11 protein-coding genes are annotated in these 12560 nt (G+C 53.8%); 2 read left to right on the top strand and 9 right to left on the bottom strand.

All coding sequences use genetic code 11. From position 1 onward, the window contains the following. Nucleotides 1-132: 132 nt before the first annotated feature. Both BN348_RS10050 and BN348_RS10045 read right to left on the bottom strand, forming a co-directional pair. Nucleotides 133-897, bottom strand: coding sequence for a hypothetical protein (locus tag BN348_RS10050; protein WP_040197815.1), 765 nt, complete (start codon nucleotides 895-897; stop codon nucleotides 133-135). Further along, nucleotides 894-1454, bottom strand: coding sequence for an RNA polymerase sigma factor (locus tag BN348_RS10045; protein WP_040197813.1), 561 nt, complete (start codon nucleotides 1452-1454; stop codon nucleotides 894-896). The genes BN348_RS10050 and BN348_RS10045 overlap by 4 nt, the downstream gene beginning before the upstream one ends. A 316-nt stretch (nucleotides 1455-1770) precedes the next feature. Between BN348_RS10045 and BN348_RS10035 the strand changes: the two genes are divergently transcribed. Further along, nucleotides 1771-2322, top strand: coding sequence for an NADH peroxidase (locus tag BN348_RS10035; RefSeq protein WP_040197811.1), 552 nt, complete (start codon nucleotides 1771-1773; stop codon nucleotides 2320-2322). A 152-nt stretch (nucleotides 2323-2474) separates the two neighbouring features. Here the strand turns inward: BN348_RS10035 and BN348_RS10030 are convergent, their stop codons facing one another. From BN348_RS10030 to BN348_RS10005, 6 genes are all read right to left on the bottom strand, one after another. Next, nucleotides 2475-3680 (bottom strand): Ger(x)C family spore germination protein, encoded by a 1206-nt coding sequence (locus BN348_RS10030; RefSeq protein WP_040197810.1) that lies wholly within the window; start codon nucleotides 3678-3680, stop codon nucleotides 2475-2477. Beyond that, nucleotides 3677-4783: a GerAB/ArcD/ProY family transporter gene (locus BN348_RS10025; RefSeq protein WP_040197809.1), complete on the bottom strand. Its 1107-nt coding sequence runs from the start codon at nucleotides 4781-4783 to the stop codon at nucleotides 3677-3679. The genes BN348_RS10030 and BN348_RS10025 overlap by 4 nt, the downstream gene beginning before the upstream one ends. Nucleotides 4784-4814: 31 nt before the next feature. Then, nucleotides 4815-6386 (bottom strand): spore germination protein, encoded by a 1572-nt coding sequence (locus tag BN348_RS10020; protein WP_052446875.1) that lies wholly within the window; start codon nucleotides 6384-6386, stop codon nucleotides 4815-4817. A gap of 237 nt (nucleotides 6387-6623) precedes the next feature. Further along, a complete protein-coding gene (locus BN348_RS10015) occupies nucleotides 6624-7829 on the bottom strand; it encodes an aspartate kinase (protein ID WP_040197876.1) in 1206 nt (401 codons plus the stop codon). A 227-nt stretch (nucleotides 7830-8056) separates the two neighbouring features. Beyond that, nucleotides 8057-8950 (bottom strand): homoserine kinase, encoded by an 894-nt coding sequence (thrB, locus tag BN348_RS10010; protein WP_040197808.1) that lies wholly within the window; start codon nucleotides 8948-8950, stop codon nucleotides 8057-8059. A 330-nt stretch (nucleotides 8951-9280) separates the two neighbouring features. Continuing rightward, nucleotides 9281-10519 (bottom strand): homoserine dehydrogenase, encoded by a 1239-nt coding sequence (locus BN348_RS10005; RefSeq protein WP_040197807.1) that lies wholly within the window; start codon nucleotides 10517-10519, stop codon nucleotides 9281-9283. 182 nt (nucleotides 10520-10701) lie between these two features. On the opposite strand from BN348_RS10005, the gene ytvI reads away from it, so the two are divergent. Further along, on the top strand, nucleotides 10702-11802 hold the full coding sequence (gene ytvI, locus BN348_RS10000) for a sporulation integral membrane protein YtvI (RefSeq protein ID WP_040197805.1): 1101 nt from the start codon (nucleotides 10702-10704) through the stop codon (nucleotides 11800-11802). Between the two features lie 96 nt (nucleotides 11803-11898). Here ytvI and BN348_RS09995 read toward each other — a convergent pair whose 3' ends face one another. Continuing rightward, entirely contained in the window at nucleotides 11899-12537 is a 639-nt protein-coding gene (locus tag BN348_RS09995; RefSeq protein ID WP_040197804.1) for a cobalamin B12-binding domain-containing protein, read from the bottom strand. Between the last annotated feature and the right edge of the window lie 23 nt (nucleotides 12538-12560).

Genomic DNA, 12560 nt, shown 5'->3' with positions numbered 1-12560 from the left:
TGCCCGTCTGCAATTGTCCACCGGATATGAACTTTTACGAGCGTCGTTCGTAATATACGTCTTGAGACGCTACTAGTAATAGAGGGCTTTGCTCGCATATGTAGAACCACCAGCTTAGCTGGTGGGTTCCTATTACGAGTCGCTCAATATGGAGACCAGGACATCCAGAACCTCTTCTTCGCTCAGGTTCTGAAATTCCAAGTCAAAGTTCATGCCGTCATATCGAAATTGGGCCATATAATTGTTTTCGTATCTCGCGATGGTCAGTTCTGTGCCGCATATCGCAGATGCTTTCATTGCTTCATGAAACCAGTAGTCCCTAAGCGGAATAAAGTCTTTAGAAAATGAGATCATGATGTTTTTTCCGGCTTCATTGCTGTAAGAGATATCGTATTCGTGCAGGACGCTGTAAGATGTTTCATCCCATGAAGAAGACGCCGGTTTCATCGTGTGGAATGGTTTTGTGTAGATTTCAGAATACACAATGTGGTTCAGATCATCGGGGACAGAGATGCGGTCGATGAAGCCGAATCCCCAGTTCTTTCCGTCAACCCGTTTTACCTGTGCGTCGAATCTGTAAGCGGAGAGACGATCCAGCTGATTGATTACAATATCCATATCGGCGCCAGGTTGAACATCGGAGCTTACATAGGGCATTTCCGGGCCTGTGCTGGGCGGGTCGGAGAGGTTGTTCTGATCGATAGCCGGAAGCGCTGCAATTGCAAGGAAGAAAAACACCGCAAAAGCGCCTGTAAGCGCGATGCGTTTTATCCACGGGGATGATTTTCCCAACAGCTGCGCTGTTTCTGCGGTTTGTGTCAGGCAATTCCTGCGCACCGTTTCAAAGTCGGGCATATTGAAAGATACGGCGGCTTTGATCATTTTTTTTTCGTTCATTCTTTTTCACCATCCTTTTCAGAGTATTGTTTTCGCATTTCCTGCAGTGTACGGTACAGCTTATGCTTGACGTTCGATTCGCTGATGGACAATAGCTTGGAAATTTTAGGAATGGACAGATCCAGATAATAAAACAGATAGAAGATTTTCTGTGTGTCCAATGGTTTGTGGGACAAGAATTGGAGAATTTGATCGATCAAGTCCTTCTCCGACATATGGTCTTCAATCGAAAAGGTGTCGATATCAAGGTCCTCAACATGGATTTCTCCATCCTCGCCACGCATGCCGGAAATGGAAACGATGGATTTGATTTTATTAAGCAGCGTGTAATGCCGGTAGATCTTCTGCCTTGCGAGCCTCATGACAAAGGCCTCCGGATTTTTGATGTAGCCCGGTCCGCGTCTTGAAAGGATGGCAAACAGCTCCATATAGGTTTCCTGAAAGATGTCCGGGATGCCCGCAATGCTGCCACATTTCGCCGTAATCATGCCGAGCGTCTTTTGCCTGGTTGCATCATAGATTTCATTGAAAAGGTTTGTGATGTCCTGGTCCGCCATGTTCTCACCGCCTTTCACTCTATTAGCGTTGTAAAATGATCGAATAGTTCCACGTCTGTCTATCTTTTTATCATTATTTTATATCCTCCATGCCGCCGTATCAACCCTGATCATGTTTCTGTGTAAAAAATGGAGCAATCATCTTTTTTTGAACTGATGGCGTGCAGTTTAGAGAAGATTGCCAAAATATTTGGAAAGAATGCTGGGATGATTGTGGAGTATTTTTATCAAGAAAGACTTGCAAAAACAGTACTGTTGAGGTATACTATAGTCACAGGGAAATTCATTGAAATCATAAAGCTTGGAGGAATTGGCTATGAAAAAGTATGTATGTAAAATTTGTGGATACATTCATGAGGGAGATACACCGCCGGAAGCATGTCCGCAGTGCAAAGCGCCGGCATCGAAATTTGAAGAGCTCGTGGAGTCGGACGACAAGATGGCATGGGCGGATGAACACAGAATCGGCGTTGCGCAGGACTGCGATCAGGAGATCGTTGACGGCCTGAAAATGAACTTTGAGGGAGAATGCACCGAGGTCGGTATGTACCTGGCAATGTCCCGTCAGGCCGACAGGGAAGGCTATCCGGAAATTGCGGAAGCCTATAAAAGAATCGCGTTTGAAGAGGCGGAGCACGCCGCAAAATTTGCGGAGCTGCTCGGCGAGGTTGTATTCCCATCCACAAAGAAGAATCTAGAGCTGCGTGTTGCGGCGGAGCACGGCGCATGTGCAGGCAAAAAGGAGATTGCAACCAAGGCAAAACAGCTCGGCTACGACGCCATTCACGACACTGTCCACGAGATGTGCAAGGACGAAGCCCGTCACGGCTGTGCGTTCAAGGGCCTTTTGGACAGATATTTCAAATAAACCATCTGCGTACTACATAATTTCCCTATAATAAGGAGAGGGTCTGTCTTCCATTCAGGAAGGCAGACCCTCTCTGTTTTTCAGAAATACACCCATTCCGCTGTGTCGGCAGAGCTTTGGAAGAAAAGAGATGGAGATACAAGCCGGGTCCGTTACCGTTTCTGCGCGGCAAGCCCGACATCGGTGACCTTGGAATGGCATTCCACATAGATGGGGACCTCCTGCAGCCATTCGCGCTTCTTTACATCGCCGCCGGTGATGCTCTTCCAGACCTTTGGCTTCTGTGCCCACAGCAGATTGCTGAACCCGATCGTATCGACATCATATTCAAAAATCATCTTGTGAATCAGGGCGCTGACCTGCTCTTCTATCTGCTTATTGTAGGCGTCCTGAATGCCTTGATAATGATTTTCATGCAGAACGACGCCCTTGGTATTGACGATTTCTTCAACACTTAAGGCACTGTCGATTTTAACCTTGAAGAACAGCTTGTTGTTTTCATCCAGCTCCGCGGTGATCTTGGTCTGGCTTTTTGTCGTGCTCAGGGAAACCAGCCCCAATTCTTCGTTCTCGATTACAACGTCAGCATGGGAGACCAGGTCCTTTGCAAACAGCAGGTTGCGGGTTTCTTCCGGGCTGATGTAATCGACCAGCTTGTCGCCGCGGAACAGCGCGGTCCCGTTGACCACCAGGATATCCTGTTTGCCGTGCTTTTCCGTGGACAGCACCGGGATGAACAGGTCTTGCGCTCCGTCCCGCAGCAGATCGATGACCTTGTACAAAAAGGTACTGCTCATCTGCGCGTTGTCGTTTCCGAGCTGTGCAACCGTCTCAGCACGGTCGCTCGCGGACGGCTTGTCGTCGCCAAGCAGCACGATGTCCGACGCCTTTCCGTTTGTGCAGAAGATGGAAAGGCTTGGCCGGAAATCGTTGTTGCGGTCAAAGATATCGGTGATCAGGTTGAGGCTTTCCTTCGAAACCGAGTCCCCGATGACCAGCGCCTCGGCATGGGAGAAATAGGGCTTGAGCTGCAGGACATTCTCGAAATTCTTGATGGCGTCATAGAGGGTTTTCCCGTAGCTGATCAGCTTGTCCTTGCCATTGCTTTCCGGTTTGTCGGATTCGGGCTGGCCGCTCTCTTCACCACCGCCGCCTCCTCCGCCCCCGCCGCCTGCGGGGCTGAGCTTGTCGGGTGTGATGATGTACATCGAAACCGCAAATCCCTTTTCCTCGTCCCAATCGATGCCGAAGCGCTGCACAACAGCCCGCTGAGCAATGCCGACATCGTCGTTTGCGCATCCGGTCAGCATGAGCAGTATGGGGAGCAGAAAAAGCGGCAGGAACCAGAATCTTTTCATGTCTCGGATACCTCCTTTCTGTCCATGCGTGCCTTGTGCGCCTTGACCTTATCGGCGACCAGGAAGATCAGCGGAATCAGGATGATGAACACCAGAAACAGGCTGCAGACCAGATAGGGATGCTGTACAATGCTCAGCCAGTGCAGCTGATTGGAGATCAGCAGATTCAGCGCCGCAATGACGCCGCCGATCAGATAGATGGTCAGCTTGGTGTACCGCCCCTTGAGGACCAGCTGCAGGCACTTGCTGCATAAAAACAGGTACAGCGCGGATTTCAGCGCCGCCAGCAGGATCCAGAAGCTGATGTAGAGGGAATCGAACCGCCGCACGATGCCGATGTGCGAGATGGAAGCGGCTGTGAAGAATGAGAAGGTCTGTGTTTCGGCATATCCGCCGAGCACCACCGCAATGGTGATCAGAACGATGGAAGTGATGATATAGGAGATCAGATTGAAGTTGAAGAAGCTGACCTTTTTACTGCCCTTGGTGTAGGGGGCGAGCATGGCATAGATCAGGAATTCGAAGAACTGCAGGGCGGAGCCCAGCAGGATGTAAAAGACCGGCGCGACGCCGTCGACAAACAGCGGGGCCAGCACGGCGTCTTCAAAGAACGGCGTCAGCGTCATAAAAATGAACAGCGTGATCACAATCGCGGAGATGCCGATTATGGTGCTGAGTCTGGCGATCGGTTCCACCCCTTTGAACACGCAGTAAATCATTGCCAGCACCATCAGCACGACAAAGAACGGCGCCAGATAGCCTTCGGTCAGCAGCGCCTGCACGGTGTAGTTGGAATTGGACACGCTGATCGTGGTCAGGTACATGAACAGCAGCCCGTAAAGCGCGACGATAACGGTGCCGGCTTTGGGGGAGATCTGCCGGATGATCTCGACAAGGTTCTTCCCGGGATGCCGTTTCAGCAGGAACTGAAACGGCAGGATGGTCAGAAAATTTAACAGAAAGACACCGGTTGTGATGATCAGCAGATTGTAGCCGCTGGCGCTTTGGACGGTATTGTACAGAAACGAGAAGATCACGGTGACCTTGCTGACAAACATCAGCATGGTCAGCTGAAACGAGCTGATGGTTCCTTTTGCATTCATAGTATGTCTCCTTCGAAGCGGTTGTTGCGGCTTATTTGGTCTGCGGCGTGCTTTTGCTGAGCTCCGAGCCGGGCAGGTCCTGCACATGCATCGTTCTGGAATTGACCTTGCGCTCCGGGGCCTTGAAGATGACATCCCGCATCTCCTTCAGGCCGAACGGCGAAATGGGGGAGGTGTACGGAATGCCGAATGAATTGATGGAGGTCATATTGATCGCGACCACCAGCGTCAGCAGCGCGACGCCGTACAACCCGATTGTACCGCCCAGGATGATGTAGGCGAACCGGAGGATGGTGGTGGTCTGGAACAGATCCGGCGTCAAAAAGCTGCTGATGACCGTGATGGAAAGCACGATGACGGTCGGTGCGCCGACAATACCGGCCTCAACCGCCGCCTGCCCGATCACCAGCGCGCCGACAATCGAGATCGCATGCCCCATCGTTTTGGGCAGGTTCATGCCGGCTTCGCGCAATATTTCATAAGCGACGTAGATGCCCAGCGCCTCGTACAGCAGCGGAAGCGGGGTCTGCGTCTCCGCCTGCATGATCTGTAACAGCAGCCCGAGCGGAAGCATCTGATACTGCAGTGCTCCGAGCGCGACGAACAGGCCGGGCAGCGCCGTCGAGATGAAGAAGGACAGGTAGCGCAGGATGCGGATGAAGGTGCTGTAAAAGTATTTGTGCGTGTAGTCGTCCATGCTTTGGAAGTTCTCGTTGAACAGATGCGGCACGATCAGCGCGAACGGCGTGCCGTCCAGAATCAGGCCGATGCGCCCCTCCGAAAGCTCCGCGGCCAGCACATCCGGACGTTCGGTGGTGCCGACGTCCTCAAAGACCGAAAGCGGGTTCTTTTCCAGATACGGCTGCAGGTAGGCGGTGTCCAGCACGACGTCCAGATCCACTCTGTCGAGCCGTTTCTTGACGTCTTTGAGCAGCTCTTCGGAAACCACGTCGTCCAGATAACAAAGACACAGCTTGGTATGGCTGGTGCGGCCGACCGACAGCATTTCTGTCTTGAAATGCGGCGTCTTGAGCCGGCGGCGCAGCAGCGGGATATTCTGGAATACGACCTCGGAAAAGCCCTCCTGCGAGCCGCGCACGACGTTGCGGGAAGAAGTCTCCCCGACAGGACGCTTGGCGTATCCCTGTGTGCCGATGGTGATGCCGATGTCCTTCCCATCGACTAGGATAATGGTAAAGCCGGACTGCATCTTGTCGCTCAGCTCGCTGAATTTCTTCGTGGTCTCGAAATCCACGATGTTGATGCCGCTGTGGATGATCCAGTCGTAAACCGGCTCCTCCACATTTTTCTGTTCGGTCAGCGGCAGCAGGACGGCGCGCGCGAGCAGCTCCTTGTCCACCATGCCGTCGAGGATAAACACGGCGATTTCAGTGCCCTGGATGTTCAGATGCTTGACGAAGTATTCATTGGAATTCTCATAGAGCTTCGCCATCTTCGCAAGGTTATCCTGTAAGCTGGTGCTGATGGCGTCCTGGGGGCTGTCCGGTTCCTTTGGCTTTTTGTCCACGACCGGCGGCGTTTCTTCCTTGTATTTCACCTCGGAAATGATGTTCTTGATCCGGGAGTAAATCGATTTTTTCATAGGAACAACATCCTTTTTATTCATATCAGTCTTAGTATGACAAACAACCGCCAAAAATATGCAGAAAAGGAAGCGGACACATCGGTTTGTGCCCGCTTCCTTTATAAAGGGATGATTTTATTGAAGCTTTAAAATATTTTAGAGGATATGCTGATGCTGATTGCCGCAGTTTATCACTTTTTTGCCAATGAAAAGGACGAAGCCGCATGGCTTCGTCCCTAGATTAGCTGGGTATGATCAGATGTCGAACGCGTCATGGATGGCGATGACGGCCTTTTCAGCGTCCTTCTTGTCGATCAGCACCGAGATTTTGATCTCGCTGGTTGCAATCATTTTGATGTTGATGTCGAGGTTGAACAGCGCTTCGAACATCGTGGACGCAACGCCCGGATGGGTTTCCATGCCCGCTCCGACGACCGAGACCTTCGAAACGTCGTCGTTGCTAAGGATTTTGGCGGCGCCCAGAATATCCATCTTCTCTTCCAGGGTCTGAACGGCCAGCTCCTTGTGGTTCTTCGCAACGGTAAAGCTGATGTCCTTGGTGCCGTCGCGGCCGATTGACTGCAGGATGATATCCACGTTGACCTTCTTTGCCGCCAGCGCGGAGAATATTTTAAACGCGATGCCCGGACGGTCCGGCAGACCGATGACGGAAATCCTCGCAATATCGTCGTCCTTGGTGACCCCTTTGATCAGCATTTTTTCCACTTTGACAACCTCCTTCACGATGGTTCCTTTCGTCTTCTCCAGACTGGAAAGGACCTCGAGTTCCACATTGTATTTTTTAGCCATTTCAACCGAACGGTTGTGCAGGATCTGCGCGCCGAGGGAAGCGAGCTCAAGCATCTCATCGTAGGTGATCGCATCGAGCTTCTTCGCATTTTTGACGATGCGCGGGTCCGCCGTGTACACGCCGTCGACATCGGTGAAGATCTGGCAGCGCTGCGCATGCAGCGAAGCTGCCAGCGCGACAGCGGAGGTGTCGGAACCGCCGCGTCCCAATGTCGTGATGTTGTCATAACGGTTGAGCCCCTGGAAGCCGGCGACAATCACGATGTTGCGTTTATCCAGTTCGGTTTCCAGCCGTTCGGTGTTGATGCGTCTGATCTTGGCGTTTCCATGGTTGGAGTCGCTCAAAAAGCCCGCCTGCCAGCCGGTCAGCGAGACGACCGGGAAGCCCAGCTTCTCAATGGCCATGGCCAGCAGAGAGATGGATATCTGCTCGCCGGTGGAAAGCAGGACATCCATTTCCCGTTTGGAGGGATTCTCGTTGATCTCCGCCGCTTTTTCCAGCAGATCATCGGTGGTGTCGCCCTGTGCGGAGACCACGACCACGACATTGTGGCCTTCCTTGTAGGTGTCGGTGACAATCCTCGCGACATTGAAGATGCGTTCTGTGTTCGCCACCGAGCTGCCGCCAAATTTCTGAACATATAAATCCATATATTTCATCCATTCCGCCGCTTGATACGGCACAAATTTTTGACTGACCCCTTCTGCCCGCAGAACGGCGCGAGGACCAGTGTGACAGGAAAGCTTCCTGTTATAAGCATATGTAAGGAGCGGCGCGGTAGAACCCGGCAGGGTCCATCTTGGCCGCATCTCTGAGAGTACAAAAAACAGATGGCCTTAACATGAGAAAACTGTGAACGAATCGAAAAAATCGTCGATTAATCCACAAACACCTGTGTGCCCTGATTGTCGATCTGCCGCGTCTCGATGCGCCAGCCCAAAATTCCTTCCTGTTCGATCGCCGCTTTGGCGTCCGCTTCAAAGCTTTGCGCGCTTCCATCGACGATCGCCATCAGGGTCGGGCCCGCGCCGCTGATGTAGCCGGCATAGGCGCCCGCCTCATATAGGATGTCGAGAATCTTTCCGGCATGCGGGATCAGTCCAAGCCGGTAGGGCTGATGCAGCCGGTCGTCCGCCGCCACGCGCAGGTTTTCATAGCTGCCGCTGTACAGGGAGACCGACATCAGCGCCGCGCGGGACAGGTTGTACACCGCGTCGCGATGGTCGATCTGTTTTGGCAGGCTCTGGCGCGCCACCTCGGTTTTCAGCTCGAAATCCGGGATGAAGGTGACAAACTTCAGATCCTCCGCAATCTGCTGCTTGACGCAGTGCACCTTTTTGCCGTCGAAGACCGACGTCACCAGGCCGCCGAGAATCGCCGGGGTCGAGTTGTCCGGATGTCCCTCCAGCTGCGCCGCGATGTCCACCAGCTCCGAAACACAGAGCGGTTTTCCCATCAGCTCATTTGCGCCGACCAGCCCGCCGACGATGCAGGCGGAGCTGGAACCAAGCCCGCGGGTCATCGGGATGTTGTTGGTCTGCTTGATGTGCAGTCCCGGGAACGGTCTGCCGCACAGTTCATAGAGAGATTTCGCCGTACGGTAGATCAGATTCTTCTCGGTGCGCGGGACGCGGGTCTGATCGAGCGATTCGATCAGGATGCCGTCGTGCTCTGCGAGATGGACGTCGTTGTAGAGGTTCAGTGCAAGCCCCAGCGAGTCGAAGCCGGAGCCGATGTTTGCGCTGGTGGCGGGGATCTGTACTTTTATCATAGAACTTTCTCCTACCTCAGATTTTCGCCGGGCCTTTCTGTATGGAGAAGGTCCGGGCAGTTTTCAGGTGTACATCCGTCTGCGGCTGTACACCTGTCGGCTTTGTTGTAAAGGCGGCAGAAACGGCGTCTGGAAAGAAAAGCCGCTGCTTCTGCCGATATGATACTGGCGGGCCAAACACACGCCCAGATGGAAATAAGCATGTGTGCCGGCACACCCTGTGCGGATGAATAAGTGAAACAGCTGCACGGTGCGCCCCAGAAGTCTGCCCGCAGTTTATCAAGTCCGGTGCCGGCATCTGTCCAGCCAATGCCCGGATAGCGTGCTGGATCAGTAATCCAGCACGCGGATTTTTGAAAGGATATCAACGCCGTGCAGGCTGTCAAGCTTTGCCTGAAGCTTCTCGTCGGTATCGGTGCCGGTGACAAAGGCAAGCTCGTTCTCCGGCTGATGCTTGCGCGAAAGCGTCTGCACGTCGCCGAACAGCGCGGCGATCTGCTGCTTCGCGGCTGCGGCATCGTCGGCCGTCATGCGCAGATAGAAGGATGTATCGATCTTTTCATGGCTGCCGACAAAGTTGTCCTCAGTCTCGTTCCAGTACAGCGATTTGCTGCTTCCGTGCGCCTTGACCACGTCGATGACGTCGGCCACCACGGCGGATGCGGTCGGCAGCTTGCCGGCGCCCTTGCCGTAGAACACCACGTCGCCGGTCGCGTCGCCGCGGACCAGCACGGCGTTGAATACGTCATCCACATTGGCGAGCTGGCTGTCGCCGTGCAGCAGAGCCGGGCTGACGAAGGTCAGCACCTTGCCGTCCTCCATCTTCTTCGCGACGCCGATGAGCTTGATGACGCCGCCCCAATTGCCCGCGTATTCGACATCCTCAAGCGTGATCTTCGTGATGCCCTCGGTCGGGACGTTCTGCGGATAGATGTGGTTCGAGAAGGCGAGCGAGGCCAGAATGCAGATCTTGCGGCAGGCGTCGTCGCCGTTCACATCGGCGGACGGGTCGCGCTCCGCGTAGCCGAGCTGCTGCGCGAGCTTCAAGGCGTCCTCGAAGGACATCGATTCGCGGATCATCTTGGTCAGGATGAAGTTGGTCGTGCCGTTCAGGATGCCGGCGATCTCCCGGATCTCGTTGGCCGCCAGACACTGGTGCAGCGGGCGGATGATCGGGATGCCGCCGCCGACGCTGGCTTCGAAGAAGAAGTTGACGTTGTTTTCGCGCGCGATCCGCAGAAGCTCGGCGCCCTTGCTGGCGACCAGCTCCTTGTTGGAGGTCGCGACGCTTTTGCCCTTCTCCAGGCATTTTCTGACGTATGTAAAGGCCGGCTCCAATCCGCCCATGACCTCTACCACCACGCTGATCTCGTCGTCGTTTTCGATCAGCGAAAAGTCCTTGATGAACTTATCGTGGAAAGGACTGTCCGGGAAGTCCCTCAAGTCCAGAATGTACTTGATGTCGATTTCCTGGCCGGTCCTTCGTGTGATGCTCTCCCTGTTTTTATACAGCACCTCGACGACGCCGGAACCGACGACACCGTGTCCCATTACCGCGATTTTTGCCATGTTACCACTCCTCATCTGTTGCCCGCCAAAATCTTTCGGCGGGTTTGGATTCACTTTTTGTGTGAGCCGTTTGTCTAAAATTCTTTGGATTTACATATGATTGAAGGAATATGAAATTCCAATCGCAATTCCCCAGTATCTTCTTATTCTATGATTATACCATATAGGTGGTGATATTTCAAATGACGATCGCACAAAAACGCGCTTTTTTGACCAACATCCTGTTTGTTTCGGTTCTGTTCGTCATCCTGTATCTCGCCTACCGGTATCTGCTGGTCTGGATTCTGCCGTTTGTGCTCGGCTTTCTGATCGCGTACCTGCTGCGAAAGCCGGCGGTATTCCTTTCCCGCGTCACAAGAATCCCGCAGAAGGGGACGGCGGTGATCCTGCTGATGCTGTTCTACCTGACAATCGGCGTGCTTCTCTGGTTTTCGGGGATGAAGCTGCTGCTGTTTCTTGGGGATTTCTTCCGGAACCTGCCCGACTTCTATAAAAACAACGTCGAACCGGCGATCGGCACGCTGCTGGATGCCTGCAAGGGCTTCTGTACCCAGCTTTCCCCGGAGAAAACCGGCGGCGTGGAGGATTTTTTCAGCGGCTTGATGACCGGCGCGTCTGATTTTGTCGCACAGTTCTCTTCGAAGGCGTTTGCTTCGCTGACCGGCCTTGCGGCCGGTGTGCCGAACGTCGTGATGACCTGCGTGTTTACGGTGCTTTCGTCCTTCTTCATCAGCCTCGACTACAGGATGATCGTCAGCTTCCTGACCCGGCAGGTTCCGGTGCGGTACCGGCTCTGGCTGTTTGACATCAAGGATTTCTTAAACAGCGTGGTGTTCCAGCTGATGAAGGCCTACACCATCATCATGCTGGTGACCTTTGCGGAGCTGTCGGTCGGCTTTTTCGTGCTGCGGATCGACAATGTTATCCTTGCCGCGGCCGCTGTCGCCTTGTTCGATATGCTGCCGGTGCTCGGCGCGGGAGCGGTCATGGTTCCCTGGATCCTGTATCTGCTGCTGCAGAACCAGGTCACACTGGCCATCGGGCTTGGCGTGGTGTATGCGATCATCATCACGGTGCGCGGCATTTTAGAACCCAAGATTGTCAGCTCCCAGGTAGGGCTGCATCCGCTCATCACGCTGACCGCGATGTTCTTTGGCCTGAAAACGCTCGGCTTCGGCGGGATGCTGCTCATGCCGGTCTTTATTCTGGTCCTCAAATACATGCATGAAACCGGCAAGGTAAAGTTCTGGAAAGAAAAGCCTCCCATATCGAAAAAAGCATAACAGTTCGCCTTTATGATGACGGTTAAACGGTGCGGTCATCATAAAGGCGTTTTCATTAATATAGAAGAAAGCGGTCGTCAGACTGCATGCCGAAGATCAGGATGCGCTGCAGAACCGCACCGCCATCTCGGCGGCGCTGGCCGCGTCGGGCGTGTAGGCGTCGGCGCCGATCTTGTCGCAGTATTCCTGAGAAATCGGCGCGCCGCCGATCATGATCTTCACCTTGTCGCGGATGCCGGCCTCTTCACAGGCCTTGACGATGTCGCCCATGACCGGCATCGTGGTGGTCAGCAGCGCGGAGCACATGATGATTGAACAATCTTCATCAATCGCGGCCTGCACATACTTTGCGGGCGGCACATTGGTGCCCAGGTCGACGACCTGTAAGCCCTTGCCCTCGAGCATCATTTTGACCAGATTCTTTCCGATGTCGTGCTGATCGCCCTTGACGGTGCCGATGCAGACCTTGCCGCTTGCCTGTACGCCCTCTTCCTTTAAAAGGTCCTTGAGCAGCGCGCAGCCCATATTCATCGCCTTGGCCGCGAGCATGACCTCCGGCAGATAAACCTGGTTGTTTTTGAATTTTTCCCCGACAATGTCCATGCCTGCAAGAAGGCCGTTGTCCAGAATCTCCCGGGCCGGGATATCCTGCGCGATGGCGTCCTTCACCAGTGTGACGACCGCCTTTGCTTTGCCTTTCTGCAGGTTCAGCGATATCTCTTCAAAAATCTCCATCATATTCCTCCCAATACTTCTGC

The organism is Candidatus Soleaferrea massiliensis AP7 (genome assembly GCF_000820765.1).
Classification (GTDB): Bacteria; Bacillota; Clostridia; order Oscillospirales; family Ruminococcaceae; genus Soleaferrea; species Soleaferrea massiliensis.
This window is presented reverse-complemented; position numbering and strand designations above follow the sequence as displayed.